15 protein-coding genes and 1 tRNA gene are annotated in these 18,077 nt (G+C 63.9%); 6 read left to right on the top strand and 10 right to left on the bottom strand.

Features of this window, described 5'->3' with window-relative positions:
* Window positions 1-22: 22 nt before the first annotated feature.
* From IVB13_RS18015 to IVB13_RS18005, 3 genes are read right to left on the bottom strand one after another with little or no spacing between them, the layout of a single operon-like run.
* A complete protein-coding gene (locus IVB13_RS18015; protein WP_018459739.1) occupies window positions 23-1,432 on the bottom strand; it encodes an adenylate/guanylate cyclase domain-containing protein in 1,410 nt (469 codons plus the stop codon).
* Window positions 1,433-1,482: 50 nt separating this feature from the next.
* Window positions 1,483-2,850, bottom strand: coding sequence for a cytochrome P450 (locus IVB13_RS18010; protein WP_018459738.1), 1,368 nt, complete (start codon window positions 2,848-2,850; stop codon window positions 1,483-1,485).
* Between the two features lie 34 nt (window positions 2,851-2,884).
* Complete coding sequence (locus IVB13_RS18005) at window positions 2,885-4,252, bottom strand: twin-arginine translocation pathway signal (RefSeq protein WP_018459737.1); 1,368 nt, start codon at window positions 4,250-4,252, stop codon at window positions 2,885-2,887.
* 150 nt (window positions 4,253-4,402) lie between these two features.
* Here IVB13_RS18005 and IVB13_RS18000 point away from each other — a divergent pair, with 150 nt between their 5' ends.
* On the top strand, window positions 4,403-6,091 hold the full coding sequence (locus IVB13_RS18000; protein ID WP_018459736.1) for an MFS transporter: 1,689 nt from the start codon (window positions 4,403-4,405) through the stop codon (window positions 6,089-6,091).
* Between the two features lie 24 nt (window positions 6,092-6,115).
* Here IVB13_RS18000 and IVB13_RS17995 read toward each other — a convergent pair whose 3' ends face one another.
* Together IVB13_RS17995 and IVB13_RS17990 are read right to left on the bottom strand one after the other, a co-directional pair.
* Window positions 6,116-6,328, bottom strand: a complete 213-nt coding sequence (locus IVB13_RS17995) for a hypothetical protein (protein ID WP_018459735.1) — start codon at window positions 6,326-6,328, stop codon at window positions 6,116-6,118.
* Between the two features lie 180 nt (window positions 6,329-6,508).
* The gene (locus IVB13_RS17990; RefSeq protein ID WP_018459734.1) at window positions 6,509-6,820 is read right to left on the bottom strand and encodes a hypothetical protein; all 312 of its coding nucleotides are present in this window, start codon (window positions 6,818-6,820) and stop codon (window positions 6,509-6,511) included.
* Window positions 6,821-7,075: 255 nt separating this feature from the next.
* On the opposite strand from IVB13_RS17990, the gene IVB13_RS17985 reads away from it, so the two are divergent.
* Window positions 7,076-8,122, top strand: a complete 1,047-nt coding sequence (locus IVB13_RS17985) for a polysaccharide deacetylase family protein (protein WP_247295801.1) — start codon at window positions 7,076-7,078, stop codon at window positions 8,120-8,122.
* Between the two features lie 75 nt (window positions 8,123-8,197).
* On the opposite strand, the gene IVB13_RS17980 is transcribed toward IVB13_RS17985, so the two are convergent.
* The gene (locus IVB13_RS17980) at window positions 8,198-8,581 is read right to left on the bottom strand and encodes a hypothetical protein (RefSeq protein WP_018459732.1); all 384 of its coding nucleotides are present in this window, start codon (window positions 8,579-8,581) and stop codon (window positions 8,198-8,200) included.
* A 523-nt stretch (window positions 8,582-9,104) separates the two neighbouring features.
* On the opposite strand from IVB13_RS17980, the gene IVB13_RS17975 reads away from it, so the two are divergent.
* Entirely contained in the window at window positions 9,105-11,123 is a 2,019-nt protein-coding gene (locus IVB13_RS17975; RefSeq protein ID WP_157643122.1) for a hypothetical protein, read from the top strand.
* A 194-nt stretch (window positions 11,124-11,317) separates the two neighbouring features.
* Here the strand turns inward: IVB13_RS17975 and IVB13_RS17970 are convergent.
* The 4 genes from IVB13_RS17970 to IVB13_RS17955 all read right to left on the bottom strand — a co-directional run bounded on the left by IVB13_RS17970 (window position 11,318) and on the right by IVB13_RS17955 (window position 15,408).
* A tRNA-Thr gene (locus tag IVB13_RS17970) sits at window positions 11,318-11,393 on the bottom strand.
* A gap of 100 nt (window positions 11,394-11,493) precedes the next feature.
* Window positions 11,494-13,293: a heme biosynthesis HemY N-terminal domain-containing protein gene (locus tag IVB13_RS17965; RefSeq protein ID WP_018459703.1), complete on the bottom strand. Its 1,800-nt coding sequence runs from the start codon at window positions 13,291-13,293 to the stop codon at window positions 11,494-11,496.
* 36 nt (window positions 13,294-13,329) lie between these two features.
* Entirely contained in the window at window positions 13,330-14,592 is a 1,263-nt protein-coding gene (locus IVB13_RS17960) for a hypothetical protein (RefSeq protein WP_018459702.1), read from the bottom strand.
* Window positions 14,593-14,661: 69 nt separating this feature from the next.
* The gene (locus IVB13_RS17955) at window positions 14,662-15,408 is read right to left on the bottom strand and encodes a uroporphyrinogen-III synthase (RefSeq protein ID WP_018459701.1); all 747 of its coding nucleotides are present in this window, start codon (window positions 15,406-15,408) and stop codon (window positions 14,662-14,664) included.
* A gap of 163 nt (window positions 15,409-15,571) precedes the next feature.
* Between IVB13_RS17955 and tsaD the strand changes: the two genes are divergently transcribed.
* Genes tsaD through IVB13_RS17940 form a run of 3 tightly spaced genes read left to right on the top strand, consistent with a single transcriptional unit; the run spans window position 15,572 to window position 18,044 of the window.
* Window positions 15,572-16,645 (top strand): tRNA (adenosine(37)-N6)-threonylcarbamoyltransferase complex transferase subunit TsaD, encoded by a 1,074-nt coding sequence (gene tsaD / locus IVB13_RS17950; protein ID WP_018459700.1) that lies wholly within the window; start codon window positions 15,572-15,574, stop codon window positions 16,643-16,645.
* A gap of 2 nt (window positions 16,646-16,647) precedes the next feature.
* Window positions 16,648-17,628 carry an NAD(P)H-dependent glycerol-3-phosphate dehydrogenase gene (locus IVB13_RS17945; protein ID WP_018459699.1) on the top strand — a complete coding sequence of 327 codons (981 nt, stop codon included), beginning with the start codon at window positions 16,648-16,650 and terminating at the stop codon, window positions 17,626-17,628.
* Window positions 17,629-17,630: 2 nt separating this feature from the next.
* Window positions 17,631-18,044, top strand: coding sequence for an EVE domain-containing protein (locus IVB13_RS17940; protein ID WP_026233864.1), 414 nt, complete (start codon window positions 17,631-17,633; stop codon window positions 18,042-18,044).
* The last annotated feature ends 33 nt before the right edge of the window (window positions 18,045-18,077 follow it).

The following is an 18,077-nucleotide window of genomic DNA, read 5'->3' as shown; positions in this document are numbered from 1 at the left end:
GCCTTCGCCGGGACGACACCAGTCACGGTATCTCGTACACCACCATCTTGTCGGCGATGCCGCGCAGTGCGGCCTGCTTCTGGATCGGCCTGATTTCGCGCTGCTTGAGGACTTCGGCAACCGCCGGCGCATCCAGCACCGGGCCGGTGATGTGAATCTCCTGCGCGGTCGAGAGGCTCTGCACGCGGGCGGCGATGTTGACGGTCTGGCCGAAATAATCCTGCCGCTCGTTCAGCATCACCGCGAGGCACGGACCTTCGTGGATGCCGATCTTGACGATGAGATCGGCAGTACCGCGCTTTTTGTTGAGCTCGTCCATCGCCGCGCGCATCCGCAAACCCGCTGCGATCGCATGCTCGGGACGGACGAAGGTCGCCATCACGGCGTCGCCGATGGTCTTCACCACCGCGCCTTTCTCGGAGGAGATGATCTCGAGCAGCGCATGGAAATGCGCGCGCACGAGGTCGAAGGCGGCAAGATCGCCGACGCGCTCATAGAGCGCGGTCGATCCCTTCAGATCGGTGAACAGGAAGGTCAGCGAGGTGATCTGGAGCCGCTGGTCGAGACTGAGATTGTCCGCCTTGAACACATCACGAAACGTCTGGTTCGACAGCATCCGCTTGGCGGTCAGGAACGGCTTGCGCTTGCCGATGAGGTGATGGAGCGCCTCGGCCGCGATGAACACCGACGGCAGCACGCGTACGCCGGCCTGGTTCTCCAGCGACAGCCGCAGCGGGCCCGGCCGCATGGTCGTGGTTCCCGTCGGCGCCTGCACCCTGTTGTACATGATGGCGAGCTGCTGACGGTCCTTGGTGGGCTCGCCCTGCACGTCGATGAAATGCGCCGCGTGCGTCACCGGTTCGAAGATGATGATGAAATCGTCCGGCAGTTGCAGCGACATGGTCGCCTTCTCGCCGGCCGGGAGCTCCATCGTGTCCAGCGTCACCTCGTTGGCGAGCGTCGCAAACGATTCCTTGTTGAAGTCGACGCCGGAACTCCAGAACACCTGCTTGAAGTACTCCCACACCGGAAGCGTATCGGGATCATGCGCCGCAATGCGCCGGACACGTGAATTGACGGTGAAGGAGACTTCGACCTGATCATCGACGGAGGCCTTGTAGCCGCAGGCGCACAGCGCACAATGATAATTGTCTGGCTTGAGCGCCTTCAGGGTCGAGTGCGCACCCAACACGCCGCCGCAGCCCGGGCACAGCACATTCCAGCCCAGATCGAACAGGCCGAGCCGCGCCGAATGCAGGAATGCCGAGATCGCGTGCTCTTCATCGAGACCGTGCTGCTTCGCGAAATCGAGTACATTGACGCGGTTGAGCTCGTGATCTTCGCCGTCCTCGATGAGGCGCGCGATCGCGTCGACCACTTTCGCATCGGCGGTCTGCTTCAGAACGGAAAACTGGGCCTGGATATCGCTCATGGCGCAACTCTATCTGGAGTGGATCACGCCGTCGGCCAGGCGAACGCCTGTCACCGACGCGTGATGCGGAACAGCGGCGACCGGTCCGGCTGGGTCGTGACGACGCCGAGCGGAATGACAGGGCTGGTATCGGCAAGCTCGACACGGAACGCACCGATCAGCCGGGCCAGCGCCAGCACGGATTCGGCTTGCGCGAAGGGGGCGCCGACGCAGACGCGCGGACCCGCGCCAAAGGGCAGATACGCGAATCGATCGGGCGCTTCCGTGGACATGAAGCGTTTTGGAATGAACGCGTTCGGCTGATCCCACAGCTTCTCGTGCCGGTGCAGCAGCCACGGTGCGATCATGATGATGTCGCCCTTGCCGATGGCGACGCCGGCCGCGTTGTCCTTCTCGCGCGCGGCCCGGGCGATCAGGAAGGCCGGCGGATAAAGCCGCATGGTCTCCTCGATCACGGCGCGGGTGAACTTCTGCCGATCGATGTCGGCCATGCTGTCGAGGTGCTCGCCGCGGGTCTCGGAGGCGATCTCCTCCTGCGTATCGGGATCGAGCGCGAGCAGATAGAGCGCCCAGAACAGCGCGGTCGCCGTGGTCTCGTGACCCGCGAGGATCATAGTCGCGACTTCGTCGACCAGTTGTTCGTCCGAAAAGCCCTTGCCGGTTTCAGGGTCACGCGCCTCGTCCATGAGATCGAAAAGATCGCGCGGCGGCGCGCCGTCTTTCTTGCCCATCTCACGCCGCTCGGCGATCAGCATCGCGACGAATTCGGTCCAGCGCTTGCGGAAACGGGCGCGGGCAAAATCCATCGGACTCGGCCAGGACAGCGGCAGCACCATGTCGAGCAAGTACGGCCGTCCGAGTCGGGCTCCATACTCCATGACGAAGTTGCGCAAGGTCAGACCATGCCGGTCCATGCCGAACGAGAACATGGTGCGGCCGGCGATCTCCAGCGTCATGCGCTGCATGATCTCGCGCAGATCGACCGGCTCGCTCGTTCGCCCGTCGAGCTTTGCGATGGTCTCGTCGAGCACCGCCGTCATGTGCGGAACGAGATTTGCTGTCGCACGCGGCGTGAACGCCGGCGCGAGGGTGCGGCGCTGAAACGTCCACGAATGGCCCTCCGCAATCAGAAGACCGTCGCCGAGCACGGGACGAAGCATGCGGATGCCCGCCGGAGTACGCGAATAATTCTCGTAATTGCTGAGCAGGACATGCCGGATCGCATCCGGCCGGTTCAGGATGAAGCTGTTGCGGAAGAAGAAGCGGCCTTCAATGACGTCTTCCTCATAGGCGCGCTGCCCCCAGGTCGCGATCATATTCCGCTTGATCACGGCAAGCCGGCCGAGGAACGACATGTCGTCGGGCGCTCGCGGCGGCGTCGGAGGGACGATGGGCCGACGCACGCTGGCGATGTTCATGGCTCTCTCCCGGAGGGGTGGCGCAGGCAGTTAGCTAGTAAGTCAGCTCGGCAATCGCAATCCTGTTCTCGGAGGCAGGCCAGGCGCGTGCCACAATTCGTTCTTCGTTGAATTCGGCCACGATGTTACGCCCGACCTCGCCGGCCGGAAGGCGCAGTGTTGCTGTCGAATCCGTGGGCACACCCGATTTGACGTCCGCCGGCTCCTTGCCGTCGAGCAGCACCACGTCCCGCGGCAGGCCGAAATAGCCGCGCGGACGCGACATGATCACGACGGCCCCGGCGTCCTTGTCCGCGGGACCGAGCGGGCGCGCGGCGCGCAGGTGAACGACGTCGGACGAGCGCGGGAAGGGCGAGCGGTAGATGTGCGTCGTCGGCGCATCCGGCGCTGCGAGGGCGAATTCGAGCGACCAGGAAGGTTCGACCTGCGCCGGTCCCCAGCGGCCGTCGGCACCGGTCTTCGCGCTGTGCACGGCGCTGCCCTTGCGCTCACCGGTTTCAGGATCAACCCGAAAGATATCGACGGTTGCACCGGCCACCGGCCGATTGGTCGGCGCACCGCCCGGTGTGCCCGTCACGAGGCCGCTCAGCCTGACGCTCTGCTCCGGCACAATCGAGATTCGCGCGGGCTCGCGGCCGGCAATGAACTTATAGATCTCGCGGAAGGCTCGGGGGTGAAACGCCACCTCGCGATGATCGAGTGCGCCCAGCACGAGGTTGGTGGCCCCCTTCAACTCCGGACCTTCGACGCTGACGCCGGTCGGCGTGCCGGGCTTGCCGATGAAGCGGCCATCGGCCTGCGCGTATTTGTCCATGCCGTCGCTGCGCAAGGTCAGGAAGGCAACACCCGGCGTCACCTCACTCTCGCCCTCGTTCAGGCCGAGCAGGAACGCGCCGCGGCCGTTGAACTCGCTGTTGGGCTGGTCGTCAGTCGCGAACACGCCGTGATTGGGCGTGCCGCACAGCACGGCGTGGCTGACATCGCCGGCGCCGCCGTTCTTGATGACGTTGCGGATGGCATAGCCGCCGCGCGAGCTGCCGACCAGCGCCACGCGGGCGGCGCCGGTGCTGCGCTTCAATTCGGCTATGGCGGCGGCGAGCTCGCGGCGCTGGTCCTCGGTCGAGGAGCGGCCCGCCTGCTCGACCTTGTCGTCACTTCGCGCATTGGGATCGTTGAAATTGATCGCATGCATGCGATCGCGCGCAATGCCGTTGGATTCCATCCGCCACAAGGTCGTCATCCAGAGCGCGTCGTAGTCGCCATTGCCGTGGACGAACAGGATTGGCGGCACCTCGCTCGGCGCAGTGGGTGCGGATTGAGCCAATGCGCCCGTGCGCAAGCTCGCAATTGCGAAGGGCAAGCTGCCGGCACCTTGCAAGATCATCCGTCGTGACAGCTTCATCTGTTCCTCCCCGGCAAAAGCATCTCTGTGCACCGCTTATACCGGCCTAACCACTGGACAGCGAAGGACTTTCGCGGGCATCACTGAACTTGCCGAAATCGCCCAAAGACCACGCCGACGCCACTTCTGCCAGCCCATTTGGAAGGGGATATGACCGAGCAGACGAACCGTCAGAAAATTGACGCCGACGGCATCATGGCGCCGCTACGGTACACCGTGTTCCGGCGCATCTGGCTCGCCAGCCTGCTCTCCAATCTCGGCCTGCTGATCCAGGGCGTGGGCGCCGCCTGGGCGATGACGCAGATGGCGGCCTCGGCGGACAAGGTGGCGCTGGTACAGACCGCCCTGATGCTGCCGATCATGCTGATCTCGATGCCGGCGGGCGCCATCGCCGACATGTATGACCGCCGTATCGTCACCCTGATCGCGCTCATGATCGCGCTGACTGGCGCGACCGCACTCACGGTCCTGGCCTGGCTCAACTTCATTTCCCCGGAAACGCTGCTCGCCTTCTGCTTCGTGGTTGGCAGCGGCAACGCACTGTTCGGTCCGGCCTGGCAGTCCTCGGTCAGCGAGCAGGTGCCGCCCGATGCACTGCCGTCAGCCGTCGCGCTGAACGGCATCAGCTACAACATCGCCCGCAGCTTCGGCCCTGCGGTCGGCGGTGTCATCGTCGCCGCACTCGGTGCTGTCGCGGCGTTCGCGTGTAACGCGATCCTCTATTTGCCGCTGTTGGTGGTGCTGCTGCTCTGGCGGCGCAACACCGAACCCTCGCGCCTGCCGCGGGAGAAGCTCAACCGCGCCATGGTATCGGGCTTCCGCTACATCACCAATTCGCCGCCGATCAAGATCGTGCTGTTGCGCACGCTGGTGATGGGCCTGATTGGCGGTGCCATCATGGCGTTGATGCCGCTGGTCGCACGTGATCTGCTGCATGGCGGCGCGCAAACCTACGGCATCATGCTCGGCGCCTTCGGAATGGGCGCTGTGATCGGCGCGCTCAACATCCACGAATTGCGCAAGCGCATGAGCGGCGAAGCCGCGATCCGCGCCTGCACCATCTCGATGGCGTTTGCGATGGCCGCTCTCGCCGTGAGCACCGAGCCGGTGCTGACCGCGGCTGCGCTGGTGCTCGCCGGCGCGGTCTGGATGGCCGCCATCGCGCTGTTCAATATCGGCGTGCAGCTCTCGGCGCCGCGCTGGGTCGCCGGCCGCTCGCTCGCGGCGTTTCAGGCTTCGATTTCCGGCGGCATCGCGATCGGCGCCTGGGGCTGGGGCCATCTCACCGACTATGCCGGCGTCGAGGTAGCGCTGCTGACGGCCGCCGGCCTGATGCTGATCTCGCCGGTGCTCGGAATCTGGCTCACGATGCCGCGCGTCGGCGCCCGCAACGAAGACGCCGATCTGCTGGCCGATCCGGAAGTCAAATTGTCGCTCACGGCGCGCAGCGGGCCGCTGGTGGTCGAGATCGAATACCGCGTCGCCCAAGAGAACGCCCGCGCCTTTCACAACGTGATGCAGGACGTGCAGCTCTCTCGCCAGCGCAACGGCGCCTATGGCTGGTCGATCGCGCGCGACATCGCCGATCCCGAATTGTGGACCGAGCGCTATCATTGCCCGACCTGGCTCGACTATCTGCGCCAGCGCAACCGCTCGACCCAGTCCGAACGCGCGCTGCATCAGGAGGCGATCGATTTCCACATCGGCCCGGATCCGGTGCGGATCCGCCGCATGCTCGAGCGTCCGTTCGGCTCGGTGCGCTGGAAAGAGGAGACGCCGGACCAGGCAGCAAGTGAGGTGCTGCCCGTGGTCGCCACTGCGGCGGGAAGCAGCACTTAGGTTTTGCGAGTCCGTAGCGACGTCTTACTGCCCGTGATCCGTCAGCACCTTGTCGCAGCCCTTGGTGAGCCGCGTACGGTTCTGCTTGAGGCAGGCGAGCACGGCGCCATCGCCATTGTTCATCACCGGACGGCAGAAGCGCGTGACGTCGCGCGCGCAGGCGTCGTGACCGGGCTGCTGCGCTGACGCAGTCGATGCAAACAGGATCAATGGAATGATGCAAAGAAATCTGGTCATCGCGTAATGCCTCTTACCCGGAAGATGTGCGGGCGAAGCTAGAGCGACGATCCCGAAGCCGCAACGGCTTTATTGGCAGACGGGCTTGCGCCGCCGCGGCGCTCCGGCATCACGCCGGGGCACATCGCGAGGGGAGCTAACCGACGCAACGACGCTATCGTTGCTGTTACTGATCGACTCTTATTGACTGTCCTGGGCGTCAGCGACCTTGCGTGACGCGCCGCCCTTGGCGAGATCCTTGTCCATCACCGCACGGCAACCGGCGCTCAGATCCGAACGATGCTTCATCATGCACGCCGTGATCTTCGGGATGTTCGGGATTTCCGACGAGCACAGGCGGAAAGCGTCGCCGGTGCACTGCTGCTGCGCTTCGGACGAGAAGGCGAAGCTCGAGCCGGTCGAGGCGATCGAGAGGATGGCGGCAAAGCCCAGAGCCAGGCTGACGTCGCGGATCTTGCTGCTTAAGGACTTGATGTTCAGCGAGTTGGTCATTTGAAGCTCCCATTGGCACCGCGGAAGCGGGCCCGCCGTTGTTGATGGGATTGACCATGCTCCAGCAAAACAGTTCCGACTGTGATGACGGTCACGGGAGGCTCACCCTCTGTGACCTCGGTCACGCTGGCGCACCTCGCTGAAATTCCTCCATATCCGCTGTCGTGTTGGTGTCACGTTAACTGTTCCTTCGCATTAATGGCTCGTCGAGCGGGAAATTCCGCCGGTTTGGTTGCGTAATTGGAAAGAATGGCGATGCGTAATGCGTTGGGCCTGATGCTGGCCAGTGTAGTTGCGGCGGTCGTGATTGCCGCCGGCGGTTGGTTTTATTATTCCTCGCGCGCCGACCAGGCCGCTCCCAAGACGATTGCCGCCCGTGCCGCCGATCCATTGCCGGCACAGGCGAAGCTCGCCGCCAAGGACGACGTCGCGATCACGGCCGCGATTGCGGCCAAGCCGGCGGCAGCCGCCTCGGCGCCCGCACCCGCGCCGATGCCGGTTCAGCAGAAATCGACCTGCGCCAATCCCAACGCGCTCGGCGTCTCCCGCGTGGTCGAGATCGACACCACCGGCGGTCCGGGCTTCGGCTTCGATCATTTCAAGCAGTTCGACTTCCTCACCGACAAGGAGGTCGTGCTGACGTTCGACGACGGCCCCTGGCCGGTCAACACGCCCGCCGTACTGAAGGCGCTCGCGGACGAATGCGCCAAGGGCCTGTTCTTCTCGGTCGGCAAGCATGCGACCTACCACCCGGAGATCCTGCGCCAGGTGCTGGCCCAGGGCCATACGGTCGGCACGCACACCTGGTCGCACGTCAATCTGAACGGCAAGAAGATGACCGAGCAGATGGCCAAGGACGAGGTCGAAAAGGGCATTAGCGCGGTGAAATACGCGCTCGGCACCAACCCGGCGCCGTTCTTCCGCTTCCCGCAGCTCCAGCACAATCCGGCGATCGTGAGCTATTTCGGCACCCGAAACGTCGCGATGTTCTCGACCGACATCGACTCCTTCGATTTCAGGAAGGGCGCCACGCCGGAGAAGATCATCGAGACCGTGATGACCAGGCTCGACAAGCTCGGCAAGGGCATCATCCTGATGCACGACTTCCAGAAGCACACCGGCGAAGCCATGCCCGCGCTGCTCGCGCGGCTGAAGGCCGGCGGCTACAAGATCGTGCAGATGAAGGCCAAGACGACCCTCCAGTCGCTGCCGGAATATGACGAGGCGCTGCTGAAGGACCTAAAGGTGCCGACCTCGAGCGCGCGTCCGATCGGGAGCGTGGTGCAGACGGTTTCGCAGTAACGCGCCCGATCAGATTCAAAACTCTCGCGTGATGGCCGGGCTTGTCCCGGCCATATCCTTTTGAGAGCGGGCATCTTACCAGTAGATGCCATGGCGATGCAGCTCGCTGATGATGCGGCCTTCGGTCCAGCTGCGCTTGTGCTTCGGCTTGTCTGCCTTGGCCGTTGTCTTCGCGGCGGGTTGCGTCGTCGTCGCGGGCGCTGAGGCCGTCGTGGTCGTGGGTGTGGCAACCGCCGCGGGCGCATTGAGCGACACCGCCGGCGGGCGATCGAGATATTTCGGAGCTTCGGCGGCAGGCGCTGCTTCGCTCACCTGCGTCGGCGCGGCGGCAAGCGCCGGCGTCGTTTGCTGAACCGAAGCCGGCTCGCTCACCGCGGACAGCGACAGGCTGCGCGGGCCTCCGGCCTGGGCAGAGGCAGAGACCAGCACCATGGCGGTCACCAAAATGATCTTGCGCATATGAAATCTCCCCGTGTTTGGCGTGAGCTGGACACTAGGGGAGCCGATTGCGAGTTTATGTGATCACGATCACTCAGGGTGGCGCTCGATCCCGAACGCGTCCGTTGCGATGGAACGGCAGCTCTCTGTGCGATAGTTGTGGACGCTGCGAACGACAACTATAGTTGGCCGTCCTCGCTGATCTTCGAATTGTCTAATGTATAAGGTCTTTCCACATATGAAGGAAGGCGAGTCTACACCGTCTCGCCCGCAGTCAACTGCCGCTCGGGATGGTCATCGTGCGGAAGCACCCCGCTCTAGTCCGCTAGGGCGAACCTCTGAACCACCCACAAAGCTGAGCGACCCAATTAGCGAGTCGCGATGGCACAAATTCGGCCGCGTCGCCCTTGGGTACCGCCGTCGCGCCCATGCGACGTACATCAAAGCGCTACTGTCTACAGACCTGCGCCTGCAACGAACGATCCAGCAAGTCGCCTCCAAAGGATCAACGCTCCTCGCGACAATTGTGTCCGTGATAATCTCGGTGCTCTTCTACACCATCGCTGACAGCACGGATATCAAAGCAAGTGAGATGCACTTAGCCGCCGCCCAAATAATTGGCGCTGCGCTTGCGCTAGTTTTGTCTCTTTCAATTATTCCTGCGCAACGCGCCGCCGAATTATTTTCTATCTCTGTTTTGCAGCAGTTCGCTAAGGATCGTGCTCTTCTCGGCGTTTTTTTGATTTTGGTGGCGACTACGATGCTCTCGCTCTTGCTGGGGACGCGGTGGTCCGTCCGGCTCGATCCGAAGATGTCCCTGGTGCTGCAATTCCTTCTTCTTGGAATATCATTCGATGCTCTGCGCCGCTTCTACGTTTCAACACTTAACCTGCTTGCACCAGAGTCGGCCATCCGACAAATCGTACGGGTCAGCAGCGCGCAGATTCGCAGGATAGGACGAGCTGCTGAGAAGGTGGTCGCAATTCAAGTCGTTGCTAACGGCGCGCCGAGTAAGATGGATCAGACACTCCACGCACAAACAATTGTGCGCACGCGCTTACCTCAAGGACTCCAACACTCGATTGCGCAACTTGAGGAATTTGCGCACCGTTTCATTGCTCGCCGCGACTCGAATGCGACCATCGAAACCCTCGGCGCGCTTGAAACTATCGCTACCGAATACTCAGACCTACGAAAGAAGAGCATAACGCTTCATGTAGATCCCAAATTTCCATTTGCTGGATACCTGAGCGACGTATCGGACGTATTGAATCCCATCTACGAGAGCATACTGCACATCATAGAGGACGCGATTGCCGCCAAGAACGAGCGAGTTGTGCAACATTCAATCTCGTCAATGGGCCGGATGACATTGCAGGCTATGTCTGTTGTCGCGCCCGGCGCGGCAGAGCAGAGAGTAGCGCCGCTGGCCTATAGTGCTTGCTTTTACCTTCACCGCGCGGCGCGTTTGGTGCTTGCGGCCAACATGCCCGACGCAAAATTGCGTGCTATTTCCAGTTTCGGAGCCGTGCTTCAAAACCGCTCGACTGATGTGGGCTCTACGGAAACAACAATGGAGGCGAACGAGGCGCTCTTTGACATTGCTGTGGATGGATACGGTAAGTCGGATCAGATTTCGGTGTTCCGCTCGTTTGAAGCCATTCTTTTCGCGGTCCGTTTTGAAATCGAGAACGACTTGTTCGAAGTAGGGTCGCTAAAATCGACGTTAGACCAAATTTCCGAACTAATTCCGTCCGAGATATTGGCTGACGCCGCAGGTAAACGCCGTTTACACGTTTTCCCGGCTTACGCACTCGGCTTTGAAGCTAGCATCCCGGCGCTGGTCGAAAGCATCGCGGCAAAGATCAAGGTTGATCCAGAGCGGCCATGGAACGATCCCTTCGCCGATCTATCTGAGGCCGCGGAAGAAGTCCGCGGGCATTACCGACGCCTGTCGAGTATCGATTTTCAAGGCACCCTATTGGCCAAATGGGTGCTGGACTCCCTCGATGCGATTCTGAAAGTGCTCATGCGCCAGATCGCGCATCCACCTTCAGGTGCAGAGGAATTTATCTCGACGGTTGTGGATGACCTAAAGCCACTCATAACTTGGGTGGGAGGATTTTTTCCTGCTGATCGTCCTGCAAAGGGACACCACTTGTCCGACGCGACGGCCAATCTTGCGGTCTTTGGACTCGATGCGCTCGACAAAGGCTGGCCCGACATCGCGCAGACCTGCGCAGAAACAATCGAAAGAATTGCTGATAACGTCGGGGGAAAGATCAGCGCCTATAACTTGGCCGACATACATGTCGATCTAGAAGTTATTGCCCGAGCCGGTGAAAGGACAGCCGGAAAAGCGTTTGCTGCAAACGTTCGATCCATGATCTCTCTGCCCGCAAATCTCGACCAAGATAGTCAAAAGCATCACCTTGAAGCGCGGGCAACACGGTTTGCCCAATTGGACGAAGCTGTATCAAAGGCAGGCCGTCGGCCGTACTCAATGAAAGCCGATCCTGCCGAGCGCCTGCACGCGTTCTTTGAAATTCATCCGCAGCGATAGTGCATGCCCGGCGGTGATAGCGAGGATCGATGCAATGGCGACGGATGATGACCGCAAGCTAATAACCGCCGCGCGAGACGCGCTGCACCTGAAGCAGACGCCTGCAACCTCTCGACACCCGTTCGGCGCGAGGCTGTCACCCATGTCTTAGGTACGTTCCGTTACCCATGTCTTCGGGCCGGACACTGGGGCGCTGGTGCCGCAAGAGGGATTCGAACCCCCGACCCCGTCATTACGAATGACGTGCTCTACCAACTGAGCTATTGCGGCGAACCTTGCCGGGGCCCGCGCGAGGCCGGTCCCGTTACGCGCGCTCCTGATATCGGGCATGGCCCGAATTGGCAAGGTGGCGCCGGCTCCCAAATGCCGCTCACCCGCCCCAGCGAGACCAGAATCCGCGCCAGCCGCCGGCCTGGGCCTTTGCGTGGTCCCTGGGCGTGCCGATTTGTTCCGTAAATTCATCGCTCGGACCCTCGTCATCGATCCCGGGATCATCAGGCGCGCGGACGATCGGGATGACGGCGGGAATAGGCGCTGGTGCCGGCTTGCCAAGGTCGGCGCGGGTCCGGAACACCGGCGTTGCCGCCGCGGACGATGATTCGGCGATCTCAGGGGCCGGTTTGAGCGGCTCGGCAGGCGTGACGACCGGCTCTTCCTTGACGGTTTCTTTGGCGGTCTCCTCGACGGCTTCCTTTAAGATTTCCTGGGCTTCAAGGGGCGGCGAATTGTCCTGCGGAGCGGGCACCGGATCCGGCGCCATGACAGCCGGTTCCACCGGGCTCTCGCTCGGGGCCGCCGTCACCCGCTTCGGCGGCGGAGCCGCCAGCATCGCTTCCTCGAAGGCCGAGGATTCGATCATGGCGCCTTTGTCGGAAGGAAGACTCGCGACTGGCGTTTGCCACTGGAAGGCGTCAAGACGGCCGGTGACCGGGGAAACCGGACGCCAGCGGTCGCTGACATAACCGTCCGCAGTCCAGGCCGGATCATGGCGGGCGCGCACCGCGCGCAAGGTCCAGGCGCGGGCCCGGCCGCCGTCACCATGCTCGGTCCGCTCGATCTCGGCCATCAGCATCGCCACGCGCTGGGTGGGATCGTTGACGTAAGGCGCCAGCACCGCGCGCGCACGGGCAAACTCGGACGCATCGATCGCGGCGCGCGCGATCGCCAGCTGGCCCTCGATATAGCCAGCATTGTCGGCAGAAATCTTGGCCGCAAGCGTCTCGACCCGCTGCAGGCGCTGCCGCGCGGAATCGCCGAGCTTCACATGCGCATAGGCATCCGCAAGATCAGGATGCGGATTGGCGAGCCAGGCGGTTTCCACCAGCTTCATGGCGCGGCGCACCTGATGCGCCTCGCTCTCGAATTTTGCAGCGAGCACTGCGGCCGGAACCAGGGTCGGCGCGAGCTTGACCGCCTGCATCACGCTCTCGCGCGCGACGTCGCGGTCCATTGTTTCCAATTCCAGCGCGCGGGCGGCGAGCAGCACGCCGCGCTGGCGGCGATAGGCCTGCTTGTCGATCAGGCCCGCGGACAGATTCGAATCGAGGATCGCGAGCGCGCCGCTCCAGTCGCCGCGCGCGCAGCGGAAGCCGAGCACCGCATGCGAGGCCCAGGTCGAGGACGGCGACAGCTTGATCGCTTCCTCGGCGATCATCACGGCGCCGACCGCATCGTCGGCGCGCTGCGCCTCGATGAACAGGCCGCGCAGGCCGAGCAGGCGCGTGTCCTCGCGCTCGGCCATGGCACGGAAGACGCGCTGGGCCTCGTCGCGATTGCCCTCGAGCTGCGCCGATTGCGCATGCAAGAGAAGCGCGAGCGGATCGTTTGCAGCCAGCCGCCGCGCGGTATCGGCGTGGCGACGGGCAAGCGCGGTGTCGCCATGGCCGATCGCAAGCAGGCCGTGGGTGATGGCGTGGCGGCCGCGAGCATGGCGCTTTTCGTGACGACGGCGGCGCAGACGCCCCGGAGCGCGCCAGGCCATCGTCAGCAGGCTCCAGACCAGCACGACTGCCGCGGCAAAGAGACCAAGCAAGAACACGAAGCGGGGAAGCGTCGTTGTGGCGCGGAAAGCGCCCGCAGTCAGGACGAGGTCGCCGGGCTGATCGGCAACCCAGGCCGCGCCGGCCGCCGCCAGTGCGATCAGAACGAGGAAGAGGACGATGCGAAGCATGACGATCCCTATACGCGCTGATTGTTGCGCGAACCTTTATTGACCAGGCTTGACGAGATCCGCCATGGCGGCGTCGGCGAATTTGCGTGACGCGGCGAGCGCGGCGTCACGGGCATCGGTCTTGTCGAGCCAAGCTTGCGCCGGTGCACGATCGGCCTCGGGCAGCGTTTTCAACTCGCGCCGCGCCTCGACGAAATCGTTGCGCAACGCAGCCGCCGTCACCCGCGCGACGATCGCGCCGCGATCGTTGCCGACCCCGTCGGTACGCTCGATGCGGACGAGTTTCGACGCCCCCGCCTGAAGGCGCTCGACGATTCCGGTGCCGCTGGCCGGAGCTTCCGCCGGCGGCGACAATTTTGGCACGATGTTGAGGAGCTCGCGACTCAAGGCGACCGGCGTCGGAATGCCTGACGACGCAAAGGTGTCGAGCGGCTTCAGCATCTCCGGCTTTGCTGCCAGCGACCGCGCGGCGGCGAGCTGCGACTCGTAGGCATCGCCATGGCGAACGGCGACGTCGAGCAGCGCCGCCGCCACCACATGGCGCAGCGGCTTGTCGTCCATCGTTTTCGCGTCGGCGATCTTCTCGCTTTGCTGTGCGAGTTCCGCACGTTCGGTCTTGCTGGCACGTTCGAGCTGAGCGAGGCGGTCGTTGAGAGCGGCAAGATCGGGCGCGGCAGCGCGCGGCGCCGATGTCGCGTCGTTTAGGGCGCTGGCAGTCTTGTCGGATTGTGCGCGCAGATTGGCGATCTCGCTGCGCAGGCTCGTTGCGGATTTCTCCAGCGCATCGATCCGCGCCACCATGGCCGGATCGGCGGCCGGCTTGCCCGTCTTGGCTTCGACCGCGGCCACGCGCCCGCTCAGCGCCTCGACGGTTGCGCCCGTCACTTGCGGAGCAGCCGGCGGCGCCTGCACGGCAGGCCAGCCCAGCATCCAGCCGACCGCGATCACGATTGCGGCTGCGACGGCGCCGGAGAACGCAGCGATAACCCAGGGTGAAATCGACGGCGATACCGACGCGGACGCAACGGAAGACTCTTCTTCGGCAGGTTCGGGCTGCGGCGCGGCAATAGCTTCTTCGGACCTTACCTCTTGAGACTTTTCCTCTTGAGACTTGCCCTCTTCAGATTTGGCTTGCTCATGCGCGGCCTGTTCGGTCGCTGCCCCAGCCTCAGGCTCGCCCGTCACCTGCTGCGGCTGAGTCGAGACTTCCGTCGCCTCGAGGTCGATGGTGGGCGGGATGCGCTTGGCGCGGCCGGACTCGGGAGCCAATCCTGCGTCTTCAGGCTTGTCGTCGGCCATCGTGACGGTTCCTCACACTTACCTGCCCTGAACGAACGGACCCGATTGCGTCGGATTCGGCCCGACCTCTTACGCCAAACGGGTGCGCAAAGCACGCTCCAAGGTGTCAAATAAGGCATTTTCGTCCGGCGTCGCCGCAACCAGAACCTGCGAGGCACCGGCCTCGCGCAGTACGCCGGCGACCGGCTCGGACAGGCAGCACTGCGGGATCGCCAGAGCCGAGATTTCGACACCTTCCGCCCGCGCGGCCTCCAGGAAAGCCCGCGCGCTGCGCCGGGAGTAGTGCAGCACCGCCTCGATCCCATGGGCGGCAAAGCCTTCACAGACATCGCGCGGCAACAGCTTGACTGGCGCCATGCGATAGGTCGTCTGCGTGATGACGATGAAGCCTTCGGCGCCCAGCTCCCCGCCGAGGTCGCGCGACAGATCCGCGCCCGCGAGATAGAGCAACGTGCTCTTTTTCTTCAGCCGCTTGTCGCGCGCGCTCTGCATCACCTTGTCGCGCAGGGCAGCGGCATCGCCACCGGCGACGATCACCTCGGCAAAACCGGCATCGCGCCCGGCGGCAGCCGTGTGCTCGCCGACCGCGAACAGCGGCAGCTGCAGGAGACCAAGGTCCGGTAATTGCGATGCGACGCCACGGATCGCATTGGCCGATGTGACAATGACGGCGCTGTAGCTCGTTTCACTCTCGTCATGGAAGGCGACCGGCTCGAACTTGAGCACCGGCGCGAGCAGCACCACATGACCCCGTGCACGCAGATTTTCCGACGTCGCCTCATTGTCGGGATGCGGCCGTGTGACAAGAATGGACATCGCTTGTGTTCCCGAACCACGTGGCGGTGGCGCTTTCACGAGGAACGGCAGCGCGTGACGATTGCGTTGGCCGACCCCGGAATGCTACCGGACGTACCAGAACTCTGCTTTGCGGATGAGCGCAAGGGGGCGGGAAGGGCGCAAATTGGATAACAATTCGCCAATGCTGGTACTGGGCATCGAAACCACCTGCGACGAGACCGCCGCGGCGGTGATCGAGCGTGCGCCTGACGGCAGCGGCAAGATCCTGTCCAATATCGTGTGGTCGCAGGTCGAGGAGCATGCCCGTTTCGGCGGCGTGGTACCGGAGATCGCGGCCCGCGCCCATGTCGACCTGCTCGACGGCATCATCGACCGCGCCATGACTGAGGCCGGCATCGACTTCGCCCAGCTCGACGGTGTCGCGGCCGCCGCGGGCCCGGGACTGATCGGCGGCGTCATCGTCGGGCTCACCACCGCGAAGGCGATCGCGATGGTGCACGACACGCCGCTGGTCGCGGTGAACCATCTGGAAGCGCATGCGCTGACACCGCGCCTGACCGACGCACTCGAATTTCCCTATTGCCTGTTTCTCGCCTCGGGCGGCCATACCCAGATCGTTGCCGTCACCGGCGTCGGACAGTATGTGCGGCTCGGCACCACCGTCGACGATGCGATCGGCGAAGCCTTCGACAAGGTGGCGAAGATGCTGGGGCTGCCCTATCCGGGCGGCCCGCAGGTCGAGCGCGCGGCAGCCAACGGCGATGCCGCGCGATTTGCGTTTCCGCGGCCGCTGCAGGGACGCCCCGACGCCAACTTCTCACTCTCGGGATTGAAGACAGCGGTGCGCAACGAAGCAAGCCGGTTGGCCGAGATCACACCGCAGGACGTCAACGATCTCTGCGCGAGCTTCCAGGCCGCCGTGCTCGACTCCACCGCCGACCGGCTGAGCGTCGGCCTGAAACTCTTCCGCGAGCAGTTCGGTGCACCGCGTGCGCTGGTGGCGGCCGGCGGTGTCGCCGCCAATCAGGCGATCCGCGGCGCGCTGCATGACGTTGCGAGGAAAGCCGGAACACAATTGATCATGCCGCCGCCGGCGCTCTGCACCGACAATGGTGCAATGATCGCCTGGGCCGGCGCGGAACGTCTCGCGCTCGGCATGACCGACACGATGGAAGCACAGCCTCGCGCGCGCTGGCTGCTCGATGCGAACGCGACGGCACCGGCCGGATACGGCAAGACACGCGCGGGATTCTAGCAATGACAGCGTTCCGATCTGTCGCGGTGATCGGCGCGGGCGCCTGGGGCACGGCGCTGGCGATGGTGGCGGCGCGGGCCGGACGGAACGTGACGCTGTGTGCGCGCAATTCCGAGCACGCGACGCGAATCGCATCGAGCCGCGACAATCCGCGGCTGCCGGGCGTGCGGCTTGCGCCGGAGATCATCGTCACGAGCGACCTGGCCCTCGCCGCACGCGCGGACATGCTGCTGATCGCAGTGCCCGCGCAGCATCTGCGCGGTGCTGTCAACATGCTCGCCTCGCACCTGGAAAAGCCGGTGCCGATCATTGCCTGCGCCAAGGGCATCGAGCACGGCACCCATAAATTCATGACCGACGTGATCGCCGAGGCCGCGCCTCACGCGCAGCCGGCGATCCTGTCGGGCCCGAGCTTTGCCGACGATGTCGCGCGTGGCCTGCCGACGGCGGTGACGCTGGCCGCAAAGGACGACGCCTTGGCGAGCCACCTGGTGCAGGCGCTGGGCTCGCCGACGTTCCGGCCCTATCACTCCACCGATGTCCGCGGCGTCGAGATCGGCGGCGCCGCCAAGAACGTGCTGGCGATCGCGGTCGGCATCGCGGTCGGGCGCAAGCTCGGCGCTTCCGCCCAGGCCGCACTTACCACCCGCGCCTTTGCCGAGCTGACACGCCTCGGCCGCGCGCTCGGCGCACGCAGCGAAACACTCACGGGCTTGTCTGGCCTCGGCGATCTGATCCTGACCTGCTCGAGCCCACAATCGCGCAATTTTGCGCTCGGCCTGTCGCTTGGCCGCAGCGAGCAGCCGCCCGCCGGCAAGCTTGCCGAAGGCGAATTCACCGCGCCGGTACTGATCGAGCTCGCGGCTTCGCAAAACATCGAAATGCCAGTATCGGAAGCCGTCGCATCGATCCTGACCGGCAGAAGCACGATCGACGCCGCGATCTCGGGGCTCATGACGCGACCTTTCAAGGCGGAGGAATGAACATGGCGTACTGGCTGGTGAAATCCGAACCATCGGTGTGGTCCTGGGACCAGCAGGTGGCGAAAGGCGCCAAGGGCGAAGCCTGGACCGGCGTGCGCAATTACACCGCGCGCCAGAACCTCGTCGCCATGAAGAAGGGCGACAAGGCGTTCTTCTATCATTCCAACGAGGGCAAGGAGATCGTCGGCATCGCGGAGATTATCAAGGAAGCCTACCCCGATCCGACCGACAAGACCGAGAAATTCGTCTGCGTCGACATCAAGGCCGACAAGCCGTTGAAGATTCCGGTGACGATGGCCGCGATCAAGGCCGAGAAGAAACTCGCCGACATGGCGCTGGTGAAATATTCGCGCCTTTCGGTGCAGCCGGTGACGGCCGAGGAATGGAAGCTCGTCTGCAAGATGGGCGGGATGTAGGCTTGGGTGCTGTAGCCCGGATGAGCGAAGCGA

The organism is Bradyrhizobium sp. 17 (assembly GCF_023073515.1).
Taxonomy (GTDB): Bacteria; Pseudomonadota; Alphaproteobacteria; order Rhizobiales; family Xanthobacteraceae; genus Bradyrhizobium; species Bradyrhizobium canariense_D.
Note: the sequence above shows the minus strand (reverse complement) of the source record. Positions and strands in the feature narration are given on the sequence as shown.

Coding starts and splice junctions, on each gene's coding strand:
- IVB13_RS18015 (WP_018459739.1), bottom strand. CDS start 1,432: ATGAGCGATATCCAGGCCCAGTTTTCCGTTCTGAAGCAGACCGCCGAT.
- IVB13_RS18010 (WP_018459738.1), bottom strand. CDS start 2,850: ATGAACATCGCCAGCGTGCGTCGGCCCATCGTCCCTCCGACGCCGCCG.
- IVB13_RS18005 (WP_018459737.1), bottom strand. CDS start 4,252: ATGAAGCTGTCACGACGGATGATCTTGCAAGGTGCCGGCAGCTTGCCC.
- IVB13_RS18000 (WP_018459736.1), top strand. CDS start 4,403: ATGACCGAGCAGACGAACCGTCAGAAAATTGACGCCGACGGCATCATG.
- IVB13_RS17995 (WP_018459735.1), bottom strand. CDS start 6,328: ATGACCAGATTTCTTTGCATCATTCCATTGATCCTGTTTGCATCGACT.
- IVB13_RS17990 (WP_018459734.1), bottom strand. CDS start 6,820: ATGACCAACTCGCTGAACATCAAGTCCTTAAGCAGCAAGATCCGCGAC.
- IVB13_RS17985 (WP_247295801.1), top strand. CDS start 7,076: ATGCGTAATGCGTTGGGCCTGATGCTGGCCAGTGTAGTTGCGGCGGTC.
- IVB13_RS17980 (WP_018459732.1), bottom strand. CDS start 8,581: ATGCGCAAGATCATTTTGGTGACCGCCATGGTGCTGGTCTCTGCCTCT.
- IVB13_RS17965 (WP_018459703.1), bottom strand. CDS start 13,293: ATGCTTCGCATCGTCCTCTTCCTCGTTCTGATCGCACTGGCGGCGGCC.
- IVB13_RS17960 (WP_018459702.1), bottom strand. CDS start 14,592: ATGGCCGACGACAAGCCTGAAGACGCAGGATTGGCTCCCGAGTCCGGC.
- IVB13_RS17955 (WP_018459701.1), bottom strand. CDS start 15,408: ATGTCCATTCTTGTCACACGGCCGCATCCCGACAATGAGGCGACGTCG.
- tsaD (WP_018459700.1), top strand. CDS start 15,572: ATGCTGGTACTGGGCATCGAAACCACCTGCGACGAGACCGCCGCGGCG.
- IVB13_RS17945 (WP_018459699.1), top strand. CDS start 16,648: ATGACAGCGTTCCGATCTGTCGCGGTGATCGGCGCGGGCGCCTGGGGC.
- IVB13_RS17940 (WP_026233864.1), top strand. CDS start 17,631: ATGGCGTACTGGCTGGTGAAATCCGAACCATCGGTGTGGTCCTGGGAC.